The following is a 21,902-nucleotide window of genomic DNA, read 5'->3' as shown; positions in this document are numbered from 1 at the left end:
GCAAAGCGGGCTTGAGAACACACATTTATTATCTTTCAGATAATTCTGATACAGCGTTAAATTAAACGCTGTAGTACATTTCGAACTCAACTGGGTGAGTTGTCATGTTAAGCTTTTCAACTTCTTGGCTCTTAAGAGCAATGTAAGCATCGATTAGGTCATCAGTGAACACACCACCTTGAGTTAAGAACTCACGGTCAGCGTCTAGTGATGCAAGTGCTTCAGATAAAGAAGATGCAACTTGTGGGATCTCAGCAGCTTCTTCAGCAGGTAGATCGTACAAGTCTTTGTCCATTGCATCGCCAGGGTGGATCTTGTTTTTGATACCGTCAAGGCCCGCCATAAGCATTGCTGAGAATGCTAAGTATGGGTTTGCTGTTGGATCAGGGAAACGAATTTCGATACGACGTGCTTTTGCAGACGGTACCACTGGAATACGGATTGAAGCAGAACGGTTACGTGCAGAGTATGCAAGCATTACTGGTGCTTCGAAGCCTGGAACTAGGCGCTTGTATGAGTTAGTAGACGCGTTAGCAAATGCGTTGATTGCTTTAGCGTGCTTGATGATACCACCGATGTAGTAAAGAGCTTCTTCAGAAAGGCCAGCGTATTTGTCACCAGCGAAGATGTTTACACCATCTTTACCTAAAGATTGGTGACAGTGCATACCTGAACCGTTATCACCTACAATTGGCTTAGGCATGAAAGTCGCTGTTTTACCATATAAGTGAGCCATGTTATGGATAACATATTTCATCTCTTGGATTTCGTCAGCTTTTAATACCATTGTATTGAAGCGCGTTGCGATTTCATTTTGACCTGCAGTTGCTACTTCATGGTGGTGAGCTTCTACAACTTGACCAAGTTCTTCAAGAACTAAACAAGTTGCTGAACGCCAGTCTTGTGATGAATCAACAGGTGAACACGGGAAGTAACCGCCTTTAACACCTGGACGGTGACCCATGTTGCCACCTTCGTAATCTTTATCTGAGTTCCAAGCTGCTTCTACAGAATCGATTTTATACATAGAACCAGACATGTCTGATTTGTACTTAACATCGTCAAATAGGAAGAATTCTGGTTCAGGGCCGAATAACACAGTGTCAGCAATACCTGTAGAACGCATGTATTCTTCAGCGCGTTTTGCAACAGAGCGCGGGTCACGCTCGTAACCTTGAAGTGTTGAAGGCTCAACTACGTCACAACGTATGATTAGTGTAGCTTCTTCAGAAAACGGGTCCATTTTCGCAGACTCAGGCACAGGCATAAGTACCATGTCTGATTCATTGATACCTTTCCAACCAGCAATTGAAGAACCGTCAAACATTTTGCCGTCTTCGAAGAAATCTTCATCAATTTGGTGATGAGGAATAGAAACATGCTGTTCTTTACCTTTGGTATCAGTAAAGCGTAAATCAATGAACTTAACGTCATTTTCTTTGATAAAATCTAAAACCGATTGTGACATGTGTCCTCCAATTGTTGGGTTTTATTTTTGCTGCATTATTGCTTTTCGCTATTGTAAGCTGGTTTCGTGCCATGTTTTTAACACATTGTTTAGGCTTATAAAAATAAACACGGCTCAGTTTTGTTAACTCTTCAAGCACCAAGTTGGTGCACAAAAAGTTCATTGTGGTGCATAAAAAGTGCAACCTTATTTTTGCACAATTATTGCGCGTGCCAATTTTTCTGCTACGAACACGATTTAGTGCCAAAATATGGTTCAAAAACTAAATTTTCGCCAGTTTTACGTTCAGATTCACTTTAATTTTCATAAATTTGTCATTTATAAAACAGATACTTATAAAAAGCCTGAAGAAAGTTTATAAATTTATATTGGATAAACTTTCATCCATGCCATTATTAAGGGATAATATGCGCCCTTTTAAATCCTATGCTGGGACATCTGGTGAAAACGCAGGTGACTGCGTAGATCTTGCAGGATCAATGAGATTCAATTTCTCTGAGAAAAAATATGAGCATCGAAAAGTTAAGAAATATAGCGATTATCGCCCACGTTGACCACGGTAAAACAACTTTGGTTGATAAACTGCTTGAGCAATCAGGCACATTAGAAACGCGCGGCGGTAACGAAGAGCGCGTAATGGACTCAAACGACATTGAGAAAGAGCGTGGTATTACCATTTTAGCTAAGAACACAGCTATTTCTTGGAACGACTACCATATCAATATCGTAGACACCCCAGGACACGCCGACTTCGGTGGTGAAGTAGAGCGCGTACTTTCGATGGCTGACTCAGTATTACTACTTGTTGATGCTCAAGAAGGTCCAATGCCGCAAACGCGTTTCGTAACGCAAAAAGCATTCGCACAAGGTTTAACGCCGATTGTTGTTATCAACAAAATCGACAAACCAGGTGCACGTCCTGACTGGGTTATGGACCAAGTTTTCGATTTATTCGATAACCTAGGTGCAACTGACGAACAGTTAGACTTTAAAGTAATCTATGCATCAGCGATCAACGGCTGGGCAACAATGGATTTAGACGAGCCATCAGATAACATGGAACCAATGTTCAAGATGATCGTTGACGAAGTATCTCCACCGGATGCAGATCCTGAAGGTGCTTTCCAAATGCAAATTTCTCAGCTTGACTACAACTCATACATCGGTGTTATCGGTGTAGGTCGTATCAAGCGTGGTACTGTTCGTCCTAACCAACAAGTAACAATTGTTAGTGCAGACGGTACTAAGCGTAACGGTAAAGTTGGCCAAGTAATGAGCTACTTAGGCCTTGAGCGTCATGAAGCAGAATCTGCAGGCGCGGGTGACATCATTGCTATCACAGGTCTTGGTGAGCTGAAAATCTCAGACACTATCTGTGATGTAAATACCGTTGAAGCATTACCACCGCTAAGCGTTGATGAGCCTACAGTAACAATGACGTTCTCTGTAAACACATCACCATTTGCTGGTAAAGAAGGTAAATTCGTAACTTCACGTAACATCCTTGAGCGTTTACAAGCTGAGCTTGTACACAACGTAGCACTACGTGTTGAAGAAACTGACAATCCAGATAGCTTCCGTGTTTCTGGTCGTGGTGAGTTACACTTAGGTATCTTAATCGAGAACATGCGTCGTGAAGGTTACGAGCTTGCGGTTTCTCGTCCACAAGTAATCCTTCGTGAAGTTGATGGTCAAAAAGAAGAGCCATACGAAACACTTACAATCGACTGTCAAGAAGAGCACCAAGGTTCTATCATGGAACAAATTGGTCTTCGTAAGGGTGAACTAACAGACATGTCTCCAGATGGTAAAGGCCGTGTACGTATGGACTTTATGATCCCAAGCCGTGGCTTAATTGGTTTCCAAACTGAATTCATGACATTAACGTCTGGTTCTGGCCTTCTTTACCACACATTCGATCACTACGGTCCACATAAAGGCGGTACTATCGGTGCGCGTAAGAATGGTGTAATGATTGCAAACGCAACTGGTAAAGCACTTACTAACGCATTATTCAACTTACAAGACCGCGGTAAGTTATTCATCGGTCACGGTGTTGAAGTTTACGAAGGTATGGTTATCGGTATCCACAGCCGTGATAACGACCTAACAGTAAACGCACTTAAAGGTAAGCAACTTACTAACGTTCGTGCATCTGGTACAGATGAAGCACAAACGTTAACACCACCACTTAACTATACGCTTGAACAAGCGATTGAATTCATCGATGATGATGAGTTAGTGGAAGTTACACCTCAGAGCATCCGTATTCGTAAACGTCACTTAACTGAAAGTGAACGTAAACGTGCGAGTCGTGCAGCTAAAGACTAATAAGGTCTTTTAGTTTTTCAAAATTAAAACCGCCGTATTGAAAAATACGGCGGTTTTTTGTTGTATGATTAGCCGTCAGCCGTCAGCCGTCAGCCGTCAGCCGTCAGCCGTCAGCCGTCAGCCGTCAGCCGTCAGCCGTCAGATCGCAAGTGACTTACACTATGTGTCGCAACTAATGTCCCAACCTGAGTGGGATGGTAATCCTGACCTTGATATTACTTTTCTTGTTGGTGTAATATTTCGTACCACAGTGATTAATGTTTTATCGCTACCTACAGGAATTTTAGGAAAATATTTCCATAACAAAGTTAATGCCACTGGAATTTAGCCTAAGCTCATTCACTAGGAGTGAATTGTTCCAACATTGCTATTAGAGCTATAGCTTTGCTTATTTTTTGTATTTCTAACCTAACTAATTAGTTTAATGAGCAACTCGCAACTTTTTACTAACCCCCCCACTTGTACTATCTTTTCTAAATCTACCTTGCAGGAGAGTAAGATGTATTTAGTTAGACTGATTTACACAAGTGAAATTAGCGATGGATTTGGACCTAATGACATCGAAAATATTCTAGAGAAAGCTAAACAGAATAATGCTAAATGTAATGTAACAGGGCTACTTTGTTTTAATAGTTCTCATTTTATGCAATGCCTCGAAGGGTCACGAAAAGCAGTGAATGAGACTTATCATCGTATTCTTAATGACAAGCGTCATCGTAATATTATCATGCTGAATTATTGTGAAATTTATGAAAGGGAATTTGAAAATTGGTCTATGGGTTATATTCCTTACACTAAACAAGTAAGCCCTATTAATCTTAAATATTCAGGGACCAGCGAATTTAACCCATTAGCCATGTCTGCAGGAAGCGCGCATAAACTTATGCTGGCTTTACGTGACTCATTGCTCAAACATACGATGTAATGCTTGCAGGTGTCGCTACAGTGACACTTGCTCGCCTTCATTTAATATGTAAAGAGGAACTTGGCTGTTCATCTGCTTTTGCATATGTAGTAATCTCAATAACGCAGAGTGACTCGAGTGATCACCCATTTGCCAGCTTGAGTTGCCATAACCCCATGGGATCATCACTTTACAGCTTAGTTCCTCTGCCGCGTTTAATGCATCTTCTGGCGTTGTGTGAACATAACGATACCATTTGCCATTTTCTTCATGGTAATAGGAAGCTATCGGCAGCAAACACACATCAATCTCGCCATATTTTTGGTTAATATCTTGAAAATGTTTTGAGTAACCGGTATCGCCAGCAAAAAATAAGGTTTTACCATTTTGTTCTAGTAACCAGCCATTCCAGAGATCTTTGTTGTGGTCGTCGTAAATGAAAGGCACCATTATACGGCTACTAAAATGGTGCGCTGGCACCGCATTAACCGTTAAGTCATTAATTTGTGTACTTGCGTACCATGCCATTTCTGAAATATTAAAGCCACCCGTCGGGAAGTTATCTGCAAACCCTAATGGCACTAAATAGCGCGGAGCATTGCCAATTTCTTCTATATCCGCTTTGTTAAAATGGTCATAGTGAATATGTGAGTACATTACCGCATCTAAGCCATTAAGTTGTACTTTTGATGGCCAAAAACCGGGTTTGCGATAGATGCCCCCTGCTAGCTTAAAGGCTAAGTCTACGGGTGAATCAAACTGATCCTTAACAGGGTCAAACAACAGCTGTTCACCATTGGGTGACTGAATATAAAAGCTAGCATGGCCTAACCAACGAACCTTAAAGCCTGAGTTGATTGCAGGTACATTTTGCTGTGCTTGATATTGGCATTGTGAGTTGCTGTCGTCGCACACGAGTAGTTCTGACGCTTCATAGCAATTGTCAGTGCAGGTTGTTGGGTATTCTTTATCACCAGGATAAAGGTTGTGGTAGCGACCTTCGTACTCACCCTCGGTTTTTAATGGAGTGATGGTGCCTTCACCGGCAATAACATTAACAGTGTTTGAATTACTGCATGCACTCAAGAGTGCTGCTGCAATAAGTGTTGAGAGAGTTTTTAAATGCATACCATGCTTACTTTTTATTCTTTGCCGTGAGTTTAGCAAAATAAAATTTAAGATAAATCATTAAAAAGTAACAAGAGGTTACACAAAAAAGCCTACGTTTAAGTAGGCTTTTGTTACTAATAGCTTGAGTTGGTTAGCCCGCTTTATTCATTTGCTCAATGAACTTATTAGAGTCTTCAATTGATTTGTTCATGTCGTCCATTAACACTTTTATATCGCGTTTTAGGCTTGTGAACTCACCTTTGATTGCAGTAACGGCCTGCGCATTGAGGTTATGTTTTAAATACAGAACATTATCATGTAGTGATGATAATACCGGCTCCATTTTGCTTTCTGCACTGCGCATTGAGCGAAGTAGTTGATCAAATTGGCGCTTAGTTGCATTGAGCTTTTTGCTGCTTTCACGTTTTAGTGAGGCGCTTTTGTATTGCTCTAGCTCATCGGCCCATTCATCAAATAGGGCTTCAGCTACATCTTCTACTTTATTGATGTTACTTGTTACATCATTCGCTGCCGCTAAGCTCGACTCGTAGTCATCATTAAGTTGATTGTAGGCATCTTGTAGTTCACCACCTTCAAAGTTGATTAGTGTGGTTAATCTATCTAATGCTGATTGAAACTCTTCTTGCGATTCTTGCTGCGCCTCTTTTGTTTCTTCTACGCGATCAACTAAAATGTCGCGCTTATGCACACCGACAGACTCCATGGCTGAGTAATAAGCTGACTGACAGCCTGTTAATGCCATTGTTACTGCAAATAGTGGTGCACTTAAAAGTGTCAGTTTTTTCATTGAGAATCCTTTTTAGGTACCTGTCATTTCAAATTATGTGGTGGATTGCTATGATTATCAAAACATTTTAGCAGAAATTAGATTCTATGGATGAGAAGCTCAGTCGTTATAAGCTGCAAATAAGCATTTTCTTGAAGCAACAACCTACTTGGTGGATGCAGTATCTTAATCGTTGTATTGACGATCAAATCACTGTAAATGCTGGTTATTTGGCTTATGTAACCCTGTTATCGATCGTACCTTTAGTGGCTGTCGGTGTGGCAATCTTTTCTGCTTTTCCTGGGTTCGAAAGCACATTGGTGACCATAGAAAACTTTTTGTTTACTAATCTTGTGCCGACCTCTACAGATGTAATTAAAGAGCATATCAGTGCTTTTGCAGGTAATGCTAATAAAATGACTGCTGTCGGTGTGGGCTTTTTAGCAGCGGTTTCCTTACTACTTATCCGGAATGTTGATGCTACATTAAACCGAATTTGGCGTATTAAGAAAAAACGCCCAATGATGATTTCGTTTGCCGTATACTGGATGGTGCTCAGTTTAGGCCCTGTACTACTAGGTGCAAGTATTGGTGTGACCTCATACATTGTCTCTTTAGTGTCATTTGCTGATCAGGGGATTCCCGGGTTTAGCGGCTTTTTATTGAAATTATTACCTTACATAATTTCAATGATTGGCTTCATTATGCTCTATACTTTAGTTCCTAACACACGAGTTCCATTTAGAGCGGCAATTCCAGGCGCTTTGTTTGCAGCTATGTTGTTTGAGCTGACAAAAAAAGGCTTTGCTTTGTACATCAGTCACTTCCCATCGTACGAGGTTATTTATGGGGCGTTGGCAACAATACCTATTCTGTTTGTATGGGTGTATTTGTCGTGGATTGTCGTATTACTCGGTGCAGAATTTACTGTATGTATCAGCCCTGAGAATATTGAGGACACGCCTGATATAGAGGTTTAAATATACTGCACCTAAGGAGAGCGAGGTGCAGTTACATCCACATTATGTTGCTAACCGTGACTATCATTTGAGTGTTGGTGATGGTCATCAAATCCATGTTCAAGAATATGGTGCGTCTACGGGAATTGCTGTGGTGTTATGTCATGGCGGTCCTGGTGCGGGGCTGTGCCCAGAAAATTGCCGCTTTTTCGACTTAGAACGTTTTCGGGTGATCATGTTCAGCCAGCGTGGTTGTGGTCATTCTACACCTCATGATATATCTAAAAATACCACTTCCGAATTAGTCGCAGACCTTGAGTTCTTACGCAACCAGTTAGGTATTGATAAGTGGCTTGTTTGTGGCGAATCTTGGGGCGCCACGTTGGCACTTGTATACGCAATAAATCATCGGGAACATATTGCAGGACTTATTTTACGGGCCAGCTTTCTAGCTTGTAATAGCGACTTTGAATGGCTCTATACAAAAAATGGAGCCGGCGCGCATTTTTATCCAGAGTGCTTCAATGAGTTTGCGCACAATTACTCCGATTGGCATGCCTTACTCGATTTTTATCAGCAACAGTTAAACAGTGACGATCAAATAAAAGCAAGTAAATTTGCCAAACTATGGTGTCATTGGGAACAGGTGCTGTGCCATGGTGAGCCATTAACAAACTGGGGTTTACAAGAGCCCCATGTAGGGTTAAATCAAGCAAGGTTAATGGTGCATTATTTTCGTAATCACTGCTTTATCGAAGAGGCCTTTATCGCAGAAAATGCACATTTACTTACTCATTTACCTATTTGGTTTATTCATGGCCGCGCCGATTTGATCTGTCGATATAGTGCGGTACAGCAGCTTGCTGAACAGTTAAATGCACAATTATTGATTTTAGATGGCATTGGGCACAGCAGCGATAATCAGGTATATTTGGCGGCAATGCGACGTGCCGCAGATTTAATGTATATCAAGTTATCGAGGGATCAATGCAAGGCTTAATTCAAAGAGTAAAACAGGCAAAAGTAGAAGTGGCAGGCGAGGTAGTGGGTGAAATTTCACAAGGTATTTTGTTGTTATTAGGTGTTGAAAAACAAGACACCGAGCAAAGCGCTCAGAAGCTTTTACATAAAGTCAGTAATTACCGCATTTTTACCGACGAACAAGGAAAGATGAATTTAAGTTTGAAGGATATTAAGGGTGAGCTATTAGTGGTTTCGCAGTTTACGTTAGCAGCTGACACTAAAAAGGGCATGCGTCCGAGCTTCTCAAGTGCTGGCACACCTGAACAAGCAAATACGCTCTATGAGTATTTTATCGCTGAAGCTAAAAAATCGGGCCTAACAGTCGCTGCTGGGCGTTTTGGTGCTGATATGCAAGTAAGCTTATGCAACGATGGTCCAGTTACTTTTAATTTAGCTGTGTAATACCAACTCGCAATAATACTTAATCATTTTGAGGGATTAAACCTGTCGCTAACTGCGTTAAAAATTTCTCATTTAGAACAACTAAATAACGAAATTTTTGCCTTGTTATCAACGAGGTTTTATTGCCTCAAAATAGACTACTTAATTAAGCGGGTTGGTATAAGTATTTTTACTTTTTGATCATCACTATGTGGTTCACATAGTCTGGGATTTTCACAATACTTGGGCGCTTACCAAACTCGGTGATCAGTAGGTGCTCAAGTTGCTTTAGTTGCGATGGGTGATTAGATAAAAAATTAATAAACAATAAACCACCTTTTGCCATTGCAGCTCTTAATTTAGTGTAAAACTGGTGCTTATATAAAAATAGCGGTGCGTCTACTTCACTGAATAAATCTAAGATAATCCAATTGTATTTGTTATTTTGCTCTAAAACTTGTTGCGCATCAAAACAGTGTAGATTATTGGCATGATCGCCACCAAAGTAGCGTTTATAGCAGTGGATTATGTCGGGATTTTTATCAACTGATGTCAGCTGGCTGTCGGGGTAGGTGTGCTGTAAGTAGTTACGAATAGCACCGCCACCTAACCCTAATTCTAAAATTTTTTTAGGCTCTTCTAAGTCTTGCCAAAGCTTTGCAAGGTATTGTAAATGAGGAAAAAGCAACCTCGCAGGGCGACGTTTCTCAATGACGGATTGTAGAGTTTCGTTGATCAGTAACCAGCGTAATTGGTTAAGTTGTCTAACTTGAATACTGTAATTGCCTTGCTTATGCCAATAGATGAGTTGCCCTAATCGGTGGCAGTCCTCAATAAAACTATGTTTTACTGCGCCACTGGGTTCAATAAAATGTTCCATATTTCGGGCCTTTAGCTATTTATTTATAAAAATAAGACAATTATTTCAGCATAGACCAGTAGGCATAAAGTGCAATTGTGCATTAGTTTTTACAGCTTGGAATAATAATTTAGACTGGGTCACCAAAGTATTATTCCAACTTGTTAGAAGATCGCGTATCGTAATTCGCATTCCAAAGGCCACGTGAGAAAAACAACAGACAGTGGCTGAATTATCACAGGAGTTTTTATGTTTAAAGTGACCACCCCACAAAGCAGCGAAGATTGGCAAGCGTATTATTCACTACGTTGGCAGGTTTTAAGAGCGCCTTGGGGCGAGCCGCGTGGTTCTGAGCAAGATGACTTGGAGCAAGACGCAGAGCACCGCTTTATCAAAAATAATGACGGCGAAGTTTTAGGTGTAGCTCGCCTACATTTTAATAATCATCAGCAAGCGCAAGTTCGCTATATGGCGGTGGCTGAAGGTAACCGTAACCAGCATATCGGTAGTCGTTTATTACATGAATTAGAAAAAATAGCATGGACTCAAGATGCCGATGAATTGGTATTGTTTGCTCGTGAACGCGCGCTTGATTTCTACAAGCGTCATGGCTACGAAGTAAAAGAAAAAGCGCATCTCGCGTATGACGATGTGCAGCACTGGAAAATGGTAAAACAAAAACCGTCTGAACCGGGTTGGTTTCGTCATCCAAACTGGACACAAGTACTACAAAATACTTGGCGTGAGTCGATTCCAATCAGTGATGCGATGGGGATTAAAGTTGAAAGCTATACTGATTGGCAGTTTACTACTCGTGCTGATTTAGATGCGAACTTAAACCTTCATAATACAATGTTTGCTGGTTCTATTTATAGTTTAGCAACGCTAACAGGGTGGGGAGCAACTTACCTTGCGCTGAAAGAAGCAGGCCTTGAAGGAAATATCGTGTTAGCTGATGCTAATATTAAATACCTTAAGCCACTGAATAACGACCCTCGCGGGAGCGTTGAATTGGCTGGTTGTAAAGGTAAGTTAGCGGATTTAGAGTCTAATGGTAAAGCAAGCTACCATGTGCCAGTGAATGTATATGATGGTGATGTGTTAGTTGCTGAATTTGAAGGCCACTTCATCGTTAAAAAATAACGACTATTTAGAGCGAGCTAACTAAAGCTCGCTCTTTATTACAGTTAAAGCAAGTCAGTTAACAGAATACCGACACCAAAGCGTTCAATATCAGCATTGTAGTCAATCAAGCTCTCGCCATAGCCATTAAAGTATTGTGCGTAACCACGTAACCTGCCCCAAAGAGGAAAAGACCAATCTAACTGGATTGCACCACGGTTATCTGAGTTTAAGTTATTACGCGTCATAAAGCTGAATTCATGCTCGTTGTAACGGTATGCACCTGAGAATTCAAAATAACCCATGTATTTGTAGATATCTGGATTATCATCGCCACGTGCTTTTAGCTCATCATCTTTTTTATCTTCAGGAATGCGATACCACGGCTTAAAGCTAAATACAAAGCCATCTTTTTCCCATAAGAAATCAGCATAGATACGGTTCCACGAGCGTGAATTAGGTTGGCTTCGACCATTAGATTGATGCGAGGCACCAATTGCGATTGCCATTTCATCACCCCACAGTACATGCTCAGGATCAAGATAGTTCATCCAGAATATCTCCGGTTCGTAATTGGTTTCACGAAATGGTGATGAAATATCTTTGTTATAAAACTGCCAAAACGACTGCAATGTAAAAGCAAAAAAGATACCTTGGTCTTTATCTGAGAAGCCTTCGAAGATAGGTACTTTAATTGATAGTTGGTATTTCACTTCAAGGTTATCGAGTGGTTCGCCATCGACCTCTTCAGCAAGGTCTTTTAAACCATCAAAAGGGCGCTCATTAGGGTTAGACACGTAAGAGAGCGGTAAAATGTAGTTACGCTTATGTGGAGTGATTACATTACGGTTTTTCTTGCTCACTTCTTCACGAGCTTTGCGTTTGTCTAAAGCCGTGAGCTTTTTGCTCTCGTCTAAGTCAGAGCACTTTTTACGAAGTTCTTCGAGTGTTTGTTTACCGTCACCGCCAATAGCTTCGTTCAAAATACACTGCTTTACGAGTTCTAGCGCGTCATCTTGTTCGTTAGTTTGTGGTTGTTCAGTTTGAGCGAATACAGGTACAGAAAATAAGCCAGCGGCTGCCAGCCAAATGCGCCATCCCATTGCAGTTCCCTTTCAGTAGACTTGTAAGTAGGTATAATTATAACGATTTTTACATAAGTAACCGTGAACTTGTACTGAATTGTTGAAATTTTGGGTAAATAGAGAGCCCCAAGCTAAGCTTGGAGCTCTACTGTAACGGCCTAAGGGCATAAGCCGTCGACTCTCACGCAATGAGAAGGTGTGAGCTTATAGCTCAAATATGTTTGTAAAAAACTTATAAAGTTCAGTACCTTGATTCACGCTTGCTGAAGCAAAATGCAAAATAGCGATGGCGTCTTTATCAAAACTTAATGTTTGAAGGGGTTGCTCAGAAAGGTAGCGCTCCATTCGTAAAATGTGGGCTATAGGCTCGCCTGCTTTTACATGGCCTCCAAGCGGGGCAAGATATTCCACCATGCCACCCATAGGCGCATAGTAAGGAACATAATCTTCAAGCATACAGGCATAGCGTGTTATCGCTTTTGGTTTATAAGCAGCATCCACAAATACCTCTTTGTGAGTGAGGTAACTTAAAATACTATTTGCATCTTCAAGGGCTGCACTTAAATCGATTTTTTCTTGGCTACCTAATTCAACGGTAAATGCTTCAACTTGAACTGCAAATTCACGGCCTTGTTTGGCAAGTTCTTCAGAAAGCGACCACCAAGGACAGAAGCTCGCTTCATCCATCGCTCCATCAAAGTCACTTGGGATCAATAAGATATGTTCAATGTTGAAATAGCTTGCGCTGTCTTTGGCATATTCTGGGCAATAGAGGTGCTGACTTGAGATAGGTCCTGTGTGTAGGTCTAAAACAATATCCGCCTGATGCGCAAGCTTTTGCAGGTTCAGAGCAATGCGCTTACCTGTTGTTAAGCTGTAGTCAGGACCGGTTAGTTGGCTGTCGATGTCAGTAACGAGTGCCTCTTTGAATGCAGCTTTAAGAGTCGCATCATCACTGCCTTTGTGCAGTTCAGCAATCTGTGAGGGTAATGCTTTGTTAAAGCGGTACATGCGGTTCCAGTTGGTACCAGTAATTGGATCGAAGCGACCCAGAGTAAACTCACCTGATTTTTGGTTACAACCAATTGGGTTGGCATAAGGCACAAGAGTAATGTCGCCACGTAGCTTTAGAGATTTTAGCTGTTCAAGTAACTGATAAATTACTGCATTACCTTGTACTTCTGCGCCATGCATATTAGCTTGTATATACACGCTTGGTCCTGTGCCATCGCCTTTTAAGCGATACACAGGGATTGTCAGTGGAAGGCCGTTGGCAATCTCGCCAACCACAATATTCTCTTGGCTGATTAGTTCTTTACTCATGGCGATTACCTTAAATAATAGCTAGCATCTTCAGCGCTACGGATGCACTCAATACTGCCTTGTTCAAGGATGTATTCAGCCGCTAATTCGTGGCATAAAAAGTACGGCATACTTTCGGTAAAGCCGTATGCGCCACACTGGCTGAATACCAACCAGTCTTGCTCATTTAAATCGCTAGCTAAGAGGTGCTCACCTAAGCAATCAAGCGCGGTGCAAAGTGGGCCGTATAACGTCATTGCTGCAGGCTCAGCCGTCGATTCGCGTAGTAACGCCGCAGGAAAATCTTGGCTTGTCACAGCTGGGCGAAGTAAATGGTTAATACCGCCTGATAAAATCACCTGCTGTTGATTGTAATTTTCTTTACGCTCAACAATCGGCGTTACGTAATGACCACACTCGCCCACTGCATAGCGACCAAGTTCCATCCAAAGCTCATTGACACCGGCATCCGCTTTAATGCTCGCCAGAGTCTCGATAAGTGCAGACCAATCAAGTCGGTTAGCATCTTGAGTATAAGGAATGCCTAGGCCACCACCCAAATCGAGAACATTAAGGTTAATATTTAATGAGTTAGCGAGTCGTTGTAATGGCTCAATCATGGCACGCCATAGCTCAGCGAGTTTATCGGTGCTGAGCATGTTGCCCCATTGGAAAATATGCAGACCATCAAAGTTAAGTGCTGGGTAATTACTTACTGTTAGTGCTTGCCATTCATCACAGCCCAAACCAAAGGGGGTGAGACTATCGCCGCCAAGTGGGTTCTTTTCACTGTCTGGCCAACGAAGTTGTACACGCAATAATACTTGCAGATGGCAATTTGCTTTTGTTGCTTGTTCGTTTAACCAGCGAACTTGGTTAATGCTCTCTGCCACAAAAGTACGTACACCGCGAGCAATAAAATGTGAAATTTGTTTAGGGCTCTTTGCTGGCCCAGTATTGAGCACGCGCTCGTTATCGATGCCTTGAGCAAGTACTTGCTCAAGTTCACCTTTACTTGCAACATCAAAATTAAACCCTGCGCTGTCTAAACATTGAATAATGCGAGACAGCGGGTTGGCCTTGACTGCGTACCAAAGTTTCACATCGGTTTGCGCCGTCAGTTGATTTAAATGTGCAGTTAATTTATCTAAATCATAGATAAAAAATGGCGTATCAAGGTGCGTTGCTACTTGTTCAACTGCTTGCTTGATGGGCGTGCTCATAAAGCTCATTAACGTAAAACCTCTTCTAACAGTAATGATGCATCGCTTTGTTCATCTCGGTATTTCACGATCAATGCACAAGACATGCTTAGGCCTTGCTCACGAGCCCATGCGTTTGAAGCAGGACGAGAACCTGGGATCACAATCGCGTTTTCTGGGATTGCTTCACCTTTGTTTAGCTGGCGCTCATTAATACAGTCGTAGACTGGAATGGTTGCAGATAAACGCACACCCGGCGCAAGTACCGCGCCTCTTTTCACAACTACACCTTCAACAATTACGCAGCCTGCGCCGATGAATGCATCATCCTCAATAACCACTGGGCTTGCACCAATAGGCTCAAGCACGCCACCTAATTGTACTGCTGCACTTAGGTGAACATTTTTACCCACTTGTGCACATGAACCCACTAATGCGTGGCTGTCGACCATAGTACCTTCGTCGATGAACGCGCCAATATTCACATACGCTGGTGGCATAATAATAGTGCCTTTAGCAACGTGTGCACCACGACGAACACTGCTACCACCTGGTACCATACGTACGCCTGCATCTGCTGCAAAGCCTTGTGGTGCTAAGTTGTGCTTATCAACAAAACCACCTGGGAACTCGGTGTTAGTGCCATTTTTAAATGCTTCTAAAATGCCTTGTTTAACTTCAATATTAGCATGCCAGTTGCCGTTCTCGTCTTGTGTTGCTGCGCGAACTGCGCCTGATTCTAAGTTGTTTAATAATTCTAACCAGCTCATGATAAAACCTGTTTTTAGTTCCAAGATAAAATAGTGTTATTTGCGTGGGTGATGCCGTCTGTTTGCTCAAGCTCTAAATGCGTAAGTGGCGGACGTAAATGCGGGGTATTTATTTTACCTTGCAGGTGCATCAGTACTTTTACGGGGATTGGGTTTGCTACAGCAAATAGACTTTGAATTGCTTGCGACCAATCAGTGAATAGATTTGGGTATTGACCACTTAAACAGCGCTTAACAAACTCATGGGTTTGGCTTGGCCAAGCATTAGCGGCAACCGAAACTAAACCTTTTGCACCGGCTTGAGCAAAATACGGCATAAGTGCATCATCGCCACTGAAAATGGCAAGTTTTGGCGATGCCGTTCTAAAGCCTTCAAACTTGCTAATATCGCCGCTGGCTTCTTTTAAAGCCCAAAGGTTTTTGTGGTCGGCAAGGTTTTTAATTACCTGTGGTGAAATTTCAACTGCGCTGCGCCCTGGTACGTTATACAACATACAAGGGTGATGACTTGCGTTAAGTAGGCTTTCAAACCAATGTGTTTGACCCACAACACCAGGTTTTGCATACAGAGGTGAGCCTAACAGGTAGCCATGAATTGGCAGCTGATTGCAGTATTCAACCCATGCAATTTGCTGCTTTAGGTTCATGCCACCCACAGCGATCATCAGTGGCACACTCGGTGCCAATTGGCAAACATGCTCGACAATGGCTTGTTGTTCTTTAAGTGAAAGCGCTAGTCCTTCACCGGTACTGCCAAGCAATAAAATGCCGTTATTTGCGGCTTGCTGTTCAGTGACCAGTTGCTCTAGGGCCGTGTAATCGACCTCGCCAGATTCAGAAAATGGCGTGACAAGCGCTGTCCATAATGGATAGTCATTTAAATCAAAATTGTTGATCATCTCTCACGAACTTATAAGGTATTCGAAGAGTATATGCGGGAACATTTGAATGGGGCCGCATGTCGTCATTCGAACAAGGTATAATTCGAAGAGCGAATGGGCTTAAAATAATATAGACGCGACGGCCTTATTATACTAAGACCAGAAGCTCTCCACCAAACTAATCAATAGCGCTTTGCTATTGTTGGTGACAGTCGCTGGGATTCAGCCCAGTCGCCCGAAATAAGCACCTCACAAACGGTGTTACTTCTCGGCGTTAATTCCCCTCACGTATGATCAACAGAGTCTGTGCTCTTCCCATACGTTACCTGAATAACGCACCTCTTCCAGCCCTTTATGCTCGCTTTTAAGGTAAAAGCCAACATAGTTAAATAGGGTATTGGCGGCGATTAAAGCATTTTAGCCATCTAGGTGTCAAGCTGATGAGTTTGTTTTTTAGTGACCAATTTTGCAACATGGTTACGTATAACCGTGTTTTTACGTACACTTAGCGTTAACCAAATAAATTGGAAAAATGATGGAAAAATTTAACGATATTTATCAGCGAGCCGTATCTCGAAAGGGTAGCGAAGACATGCTGCGAGCACTGCTATCAAACCCGCTCGATGATACTGATATTGCCAAAATGCATGATGATTTATGGTTAGAAGAGTTTACTCGTAAAATCTTTCAAAGTGGTTTTTATTGGTCAGTTATTAACAATAAATGGGCTGGTTTTTGCGAAGTGTTTTGGGATTTTAGCATTGAAAAATTGTTAATGATGCCGCCGGATATGCTCGAGCAAAAAGCCAGTGATGAACGAATTGTTCGTAATTTTAAAAAAGTACAAACAATCCCTGAAAATGCGTATATGATCCATGAAGTCGCGGAGAAACATGGCAGCTTTAGTCAGTTTATTGCTGACTGGCCAAGTGATAATATTATTGGGTTATGGGCTTATCTCAAAAAGCATGGTGCACGTTTAGGCGGGAATACTGGCCCATACGCTTTACGGGCGCTAGGTAAAGATACCTTTTTGCTTTCTCGTGATGTAGAAGCCTACTTGCGTGCCCACGAATTGATAGACGGTGGCTTACAAACTAAAAAGTCACTACAGTCAGCGCAAAACTTCTTCAATGAATTACAACAGCAAAGTGGCTATAGTCTGCAGGCGCTTAGTCAGCTTGTTGCCTATGGTGTGGGTGATAACCGCGTAGGTGTAGCAACGCGTTAAGGAAAATTATGAAACTGCAATCTCGATACACAGACATTAGTGAACTGCTCACGATTGAAGATATGCCTAGTGCTGTGGCTGAGCCTAAATTGCTACTGTTTAATGATCAGTTAGCTGATAATTTTTCGATTAATCATGACAGCGAGTTTTTAGCTAAATTCTTAACTGGTTCAACAATAAGTAACGACGTTGCACCAGTTGCACTTGGTTACTCAGGTCATCAATTTGGTCATTTTTCACCGCGTCTGGGTGATGGCAGAGCACATTTACTTGGTGCTATTGCAGATCAAGATGGCACATTGTGGGACTTACAGCTAAAAGGCGCTGGCGCAACTGTATTTTCTCGTGGTGGTGATGGTCGCTGTGCAATTGGTCCTGCGGTGCGAGAATATATTATGAGTGAAGCTCTTAATGCTCTAGGTATTGCTACTACACGTTGTTTAGCAGTCGTTGCTACCGGTGAAACCGTTTATCGCCAACCGCCTCGTCCAGGCGCCGTAGTTACTCGTTTAGCTAAAAGTCATATTCGTGTCGGCTCATTTCAATACTTAGCAACGCAAGGGGATATTGAAGGGCTAGAAAAGCTGGTCGATTACGCAATTAATTGTCATTTCTCTGAAATTAGCAGTGCTGGTGAGCAACGCTACATTGAGTTTTTAACTGCTGTATTAGATAAACAAGTTGAGCTGGTCGTAAGTTGGATGCGAGTTGGCTTTATACATGGTGTAATGAATACCGACAACACTTTGATTAGTGGTGAAACTATCGATTATGGCCCATGTGCGATGATGAACCAGTTTGACCTAGACACGGTGTTCAGTTCGATTGATCACCAAGGGCGCTATTCTTTTGGTAATCAGCCCAATATTGCCAATTGGAATGTTGCGCGTTTAGCTGAAAGCTTGATTCCTTTATTTGATGAGCAAGATGGTGCCGTAGAAAAACTTTCGTCGGTTGTGAATGGTTTTGCTGATAAATTTAATGATGCATTTAAGGCTATGTGGCAGCAGAAATTAGGGTTAGCAGGTCAGCAAGAAGGTGATCATGTTTTGGTTTCAGAATTACTTGCTTTAATGAAGCAGCATCAACTTGATTATACCAATACATTTAATGCACTCACTGAATCTTTAGTAAGTGATTTTACTGTGGATTGTAGGTTGAAAGGGTGGGTTTTGAAGTGGAAGCTAAGAACAACTGCTGAAAGTTACAGCGTCATGAGAGCCGTTAATCCTGCAGTCATCCCGCGTAATCATAATATAGAAAGCATAATAGCTGAATTTGAAAAAGCAGGTAGTAGCTTATTATTAAATGATTTTCTTGAAGTGATTTCAGAGCCATACACATACTTTAAAGAACATCAAAGTTGGTACGAGTTGCCAAGTGATGGTGACAAAAACTATCAAACTTTCTGTGGCACATAAATGATAGTTACACCTCTGAAAGAAAAAAGTTATTTATCGCTTTAAAATGTTCGTAGATTGAGCAGGACATTGACTGGTGATATCATTGATTTAAAGTAAATTATTGCTTTAAGTGGTGTTACACTACTATGCTGGTAGTTTGAAAGTTTTAATTAGTATAAATTGCCACTGAATAGATTACTTTTATTAATAGTAAAGTATTAGTAAATATAAAATATAGCTGTTTATAAAATTTCATTAAATTAGTTTTTAAGCTGCTATATAGTTTTAAGTACTCGAAATACATTAGCTTCAATAGCTTTATTGTGAAAATGGGAAGGAAATAATGAAACTAAAATCACTTACTATTGCGTTAGCACTTGCTGCAACTAGTACAACAGGCTTCGCTGCCGAAAAAGAAGGTTTTTATATTGGCGCATTCGGCGATTACTATGATAACTCTTGGGAAAATGTTCGCGATTATCCGCCAGGTGGATTAAATGTAGATGATTCAACTGGATGGGGTCTGGAATTAGGTTATCGTTTTAGCGATTATTGGAGCGCTCGTTTAGAGTACGCTGATATGGACTTCGATTGGAATGCAGAGCTTAATGATGGCACATCTGTAAGTGGTTCAGAAAGCGGCAAGCGCTACGGTATCGATGCGCTATACCATTTAGGTGGCGGCCCTTTCTACGGTATTTTCGGTCTTAAAAATCTGGATGCAGTTGACGAAGATCTAATGTTCGCAAACGTAGGTGCTGGTTACCAGCACTACTTCACAGATAACTTTGCTTTTAATGCTGAAACATCTTTATACCAAGGTCTTGATCGTGGTTATACAGATGTTGGTGCTAAACTGGGTATTAGCTATATCTTTGGCGATCAAAGTGCGCCTGCTCCGGTAGAGCCTGCACCTGTAGTCGCTGCACCAACTGACAGTGATAATGACGGTGTAATGGATGCAGATGATCAGTGTGCAAACACACCGATGACTGATGCTGTCGACAGCACTGGTTGTACTCTGTATGAAGAAAAAGAGGCAACTATAACTTTACTAGTTACGTTCCCGCATGACGTTGCAGAAGTACCTAATCAATACTTTAGCGACATTGCAGATGTTGCAGCCTTTATGAAAGAAAATGAAGGTACTTCAGTAGTACTTGAAGGGCATGCATCAGCAGTTGGTGACGCTGATTACAACATGATGCTTTCTGAAAAGCGTGCTAAAGATGTTGCTGAAGAGCTAGTTAAAGACGGCATTTCTTCAGATAGAATCTCTACGGTTGGCTATGGTGAAGAGCGTTTGAAAAATAAAGCGTATACACTTGAGGCACATGCAGAGAATCGTCGCGTAGAAGCTCAAATCACGAGCGTTGAAAAAGTTAAAGTACTTCGTAAGTAAGTTATTATATTTAAGGTAGAAATTCCTTATTTAATTAATAATATATAACTAGGGCCGGACTAATTTTATTAGTCCGGCCTTTTTTTGAATGAAATTCAATATTTACTTTCCTAAGAAACAAGTTAATCTTAATTTGTACCAATTTTAGATGTAATAACCATCATATATTGATATGAATCACCTAATCAAAGTTCAAATTATTGTAGTATGGTGTTTAATCACCTTGTTGAATTATTATTAGGTTATATAATTATTTTTAATGACGTGTAATTTGCACCAGTCCGACATGGATTATTAAGGTGCTTTATGTCGCTGTATTTAGTTGATGCTATGGAATTATAAAAATTTACTAGTTGTTTGAGTTTATTAAGTTTGGATTAATTACTCATCACCTATCTTGACTGAGTGTAGGCTACACTGCCTTTAGTTACTAAAATGGAAGGGAATGAAACATGAAACTAAAATCACTAACTATAGCTTTAGCGCTTGCTGCAACAAGTGCTTCAGGTATCGCTGCAGAAAAACAAGGTTTTTATATAGGCGCATTTGGCGATTATTATGATAACTCTTGGGAAAATATCCGTGACTATCCACCTGGCGGTTTAGATGTAGATGACTCAACTGGGTGGGGTTTGGAATTAGGTTACCGCTTCAGCGATTATTGGAGTGCTCGTTTAGAATATGCTGATATGGATTTTGACTGGAGCGCTGAAACCACAGCCGGTACCACTGTAAGTGGCTCTGAAAGTGGTAAGCGTTACGGTATTGATGGCTTATATCATTTTGGCGGTGGTCCTTTCTACGGTATTTTTGGTTTAAAAAATCTTGATGCTGTTGATGAAGATCTAATGTTTGCTAACGTAGGTGCCGGTTACCAACATTACTTCACCGATAACTTTGCATTCAACGCTGAAACATCTTTATATCAAGGTCTTGACCGTGGTTACACAGATGTTGGTGCAAAGCTAGGTCTTAGCTATATATTTGGTGATCAAAGCGCTCCTGCTGAGCCAGTAGAGCCAGCTCCAACTGTTGTTCCTGTAGCTGTTGAGCCAGTAGATAGCGATGGAGATAATATCCCAGATGCTGATGACCAGTGTGCAAATACACCAATGACAGATGCTGTTGATGGTACTGGTTGTACATTGTATGAAGACCGTGAAGTGTCTAAGACTTTACTAATCACATTCCCTAACAATACATCTAAAGTATCTCAACAATACTTAGACGATATTGATGCTGCTGCTGCGTTTTTGAAAGAGCACCCAGGAACAGACGTAGTACTTGAAGGTCACTCTTCGTCAGTAGGTAAAGCTGACTACAACAAGTGGTTATCTAAAAAACGTGCTGATGCTGTTGCTAAGAAACTAATTGAAGATGGCATTGACCCAATGCGTCTTACTACTGTTGGTTTAGGTGAAGAGCGTCTTAAAAACCCAGCAAATACGCCAGAAGCTCACGCTGAAAACCGTCGTGTTGAAGCGAAAGTGACTGTTATTGAGCGTGTTAAAGTAGAGCGTTAATCTAACCCTTTACGCAAATTTTAAAACCCAGCCTAGTGCTGGGTTTTTTCATTTTAAAGCCCTAGAAATTGATAGATAGGAATGATTCTTAATAAATATTCATTTGAATAGCGTTTTTTTCTAGTACTATTCATGCTATTTATAGTGAGTATTAAAGCC

Annotated in this window: 19 protein-coding genes and 1 riboswitch; of the genes, 10 read left to right on the top strand and 9 right to left on the bottom strand. The window is 41.3% G+C overall.

Annotated features, from left to right (window positions below; genetic code table 11):
- Nucleotides 1-61 precede the first annotated feature (61 nt).
- Nucleotides 62-1,468 (bottom strand): glutamate--ammonia ligase, encoded by a 1,407-nt coding sequence (gene glnA, locus EVU92_RS03280; RefSeq protein ID WP_130049998.1) that lies wholly within the window; start codon nt 1,466-1,468, stop codon nt 62-64.
- Nucleotides 1,469-1,975: 507 nt separating this feature from the next.
- On the opposite strand from glnA, the gene typA reads away from it, so the two are divergent.
- Both typA and EVU92_RS03265 read left to right on the top strand, forming a co-directional pair.
- Complete coding sequence (typA, locus tag EVU92_RS03275) at nt 1,976-3,799, top strand: translational GTPase TypA (RefSeq protein ID WP_130049997.1); 1,824 nt, start codon at nt 1,976-1,978, stop codon at nt 3,797-3,799.
- Nucleotides 3,800-4,298: 499 nt separating this feature from the next.
- Nucleotides 4,299-4,724, top strand: coding sequence for a BLUF domain-containing protein (locus EVU92_RS03265; RefSeq protein ID WP_130049995.1), 426 nt, complete (start codon nt 4,299-4,301; stop codon nt 4,722-4,724).
- A gap of 15 nt (nt 4,725-4,739) precedes the next feature.
- Here EVU92_RS03265 and EVU92_RS03260 read toward each other — a convergent pair whose 3' ends face one another.
- Together EVU92_RS03260 and EVU92_RS03255 are read right to left on the bottom strand one after the other, a co-directional pair.
- Nucleotides 4,740-5,831 carry an MBL fold metallo-hydrolase gene (locus tag EVU92_RS03260; RefSeq protein ID WP_130049994.1) on the bottom strand — a complete coding sequence of 364 codons (1,092 nt, stop codon included), beginning with the start codon at nt 5,829-5,831 and terminating at the stop codon, nt 4,740-4,742.
- A gap of 133 nt (nt 5,832-5,964) precedes the next feature.
- Nucleotides 5,965-6,621: a DUF2959 domain-containing protein gene (locus EVU92_RS03255; RefSeq protein WP_130049993.1), complete on the bottom strand. Its 657-nt coding sequence runs from the start codon at nt 6,619-6,621 to the stop codon at nt 5,965-5,967.
- A gap of 86 nt (nt 6,622-6,707) precedes the next feature.
- Between EVU92_RS03255 and EVU92_RS03250 the strand changes: the two genes are divergently transcribed.
- Genes EVU92_RS03250 through dtd form a run of 3 tightly spaced genes read left to right on the top strand, consistent with a single transcriptional unit; the run spans nt 6,708 to nt 8,984 of the window.
- Nucleotides 6,708-7,580, top strand: a complete 873-nt coding sequence (locus EVU92_RS03250) for a virulence factor BrkB family protein (protein ID WP_055198935.1) — start codon at nt 6,708-6,710, stop codon at nt 7,578-7,580.
- 25 nt (nt 7,581-7,605) lie between these two features.
- Nucleotides 7,606-8,559 (top strand): alpha/beta fold hydrolase, encoded by a 954-nt coding sequence (locus EVU92_RS03245; RefSeq protein ID WP_130049992.1) that lies wholly within the window; start codon nt 7,606-7,608, stop codon nt 8,557-8,559.
- Nucleotides 8,547-8,984: a D-aminoacyl-tRNA deacylase gene (dtd, locus tag EVU92_RS03240; RefSeq protein ID WP_130049991.1), complete on the top strand. Its 438-nt coding sequence runs from the start codon at nt 8,547-8,549 to the stop codon at nt 8,982-8,984. Before EVU92_RS03245 ends, dtd begins: the two co-directional genes overlap by 13 nt.
- A 169-nt stretch (nt 8,985-9,153) precedes the next feature.
- Here dtd and EVU92_RS03235 read toward each other — a convergent pair whose 3' ends face one another.
- The gene (locus tag EVU92_RS03235; protein WP_130049990.1) at nt 9,154-9,843 is read right to left on the bottom strand and encodes a methyltransferase; all 690 of its coding nucleotides are present in this window, start codon (nt 9,841-9,843) and stop codon (nt 9,154-9,156) included.
- Nucleotides 9,844-10,071: 228 nt separating this feature from the next.
- On the opposite strand from EVU92_RS03235, the gene EVU92_RS03230 reads away from it, so the two are divergent.
- Complete coding sequence (locus EVU92_RS03230) at nt 10,072-10,965, top strand: bifunctional GNAT family N-acetyltransferase/hotdog fold thioesterase (protein WP_130049989.1); 894 nt, start codon at nt 10,072-10,074, stop codon at nt 10,963-10,965.
- A 44-nt stretch (nt 10,966-11,009) separates the two neighbouring features.
- Here EVU92_RS03230 and EVU92_RS03225 read toward each other — a convergent pair whose 3' ends face one another.
- The 5 genes from EVU92_RS03225 to dapA form a co-directional block, all read right to left on the bottom strand.
- Complete coding sequence (locus tag EVU92_RS03225; RefSeq protein ID WP_130049988.1) at nt 11,010-12,047, bottom strand: phospholipase A; 1,038 nt, start codon at nt 12,045-12,047, stop codon at nt 11,010-11,012.
- 186 nt (nt 12,048-12,233) lie between these two features.
- Nucleotides 12,234-13,352, bottom strand: coding sequence for a succinylglutamate desuccinylase/aspartoacylase family protein (locus tag EVU92_RS03220; RefSeq protein WP_130049987.1), 1,119 nt, complete (start codon nt 13,350-13,352; stop codon nt 12,234-12,236).
- A gap of 5 nt (nt 13,353-13,357) precedes the next feature.
- The gene (locus EVU92_RS03215; protein ID WP_130049986.1) at nt 13,358-14,563 is read right to left on the bottom strand and encodes a PLP-dependent decarboxylase; all 1,206 of its coding nucleotides are present in this window, start codon (nt 14,561-14,563) and stop codon (nt 13,358-13,360) included.
- Nucleotides 14,563-15,303: a 2,3,4,5-tetrahydropyridine-2,6-dicarboxylate N-succinyltransferase gene (locus EVU92_RS03210; RefSeq protein WP_130049985.1), complete on the bottom strand. Its 741-nt coding sequence runs from the start codon at nt 15,301-15,303 to the stop codon at nt 14,563-14,565. The genes EVU92_RS03215 and EVU92_RS03210 overlap by 1 nt, the downstream gene beginning before the upstream one ends.
- Nucleotides 15,304-15,317: 14 nt before the next feature.
- Nucleotides 15,318-16,202, bottom strand: a complete 885-nt coding sequence (gene dapA, locus EVU92_RS03205; protein WP_130049984.1) for a 4-hydroxy-tetrahydrodipicolinate synthase — start codon at nt 16,200-16,202, stop codon at nt 15,318-15,320.
- A 137-nt stretch (nt 16,203-16,339) separates the two neighbouring features.
- Nucleotides 16,340-16,536, bottom strand: a riboswitch (Lysine riboswitch).
- Between the two features lie 183 nt (nt 16,537-16,719).
- On the opposite strand from dapA, the gene EVU92_RS03200 reads away from it, so the two are divergent.
- The 4 genes from EVU92_RS03200 to EVU92_RS03185 all read left to right on the top strand — a co-directional run bounded on the left by EVU92_RS03200 (nt 16,720) and on the right by EVU92_RS03185 (nt 21,743).
- Nucleotides 16,720-17,415 (top strand): DNA-3-methyladenine glycosylase I, encoded by a 696-nt coding sequence (locus tag EVU92_RS03200; protein ID WP_130052214.1) that lies wholly within the window; start codon nt 16,720-16,722, stop codon nt 17,413-17,415.
- 8 nt (nt 17,416-17,423) lie between these two features.
- On the top strand, nt 17,424-18,836 hold the full coding sequence (locus EVU92_RS03195; RefSeq protein ID WP_130049983.1) for a protein adenylyltransferase SelO family protein: 1,413 nt from the start codon (nt 17,424-17,426) through the stop codon (nt 18,834-18,836).
- Nucleotides 18,837-19,161: 325 nt separating this feature from the next.
- The gene (locus EVU92_RS03190; protein WP_130049982.1) at nt 19,162-20,220 is read left to right on the top strand and encodes an OmpA family protein; all 1,059 of its coding nucleotides are present in this window, start codon (nt 19,162-19,164) and stop codon (nt 20,218-20,220) included.
- Nucleotides 20,221-20,672: 452 nt separating this feature from the next.
- The gene (locus EVU92_RS03185; protein WP_130049981.1) at nt 20,673-21,743 is read left to right on the top strand and encodes an OmpA family protein; all 1,071 of its coding nucleotides are present in this window, start codon (nt 20,673-20,675) and stop codon (nt 21,741-21,743) included.
- The last annotated feature ends 159 nt before the right edge of the window (nt 21,744-21,902 follow it).

It is taken from the genome of Pseudoalteromonas sp. MEBiC 03485, from assembly GCF_004195145.1.
GTDB lineage: Bacteria > Pseudomonadota > Gammaproteobacteria > Enterobacterales > Alteromonadaceae > Pseudoalteromonas > Pseudoalteromonas apostichopi.
The sequence above is the reverse complement of the archived record's forward strand: the minus strand, read 5'-3'. Positions and strand labels throughout refer to the sequence as shown.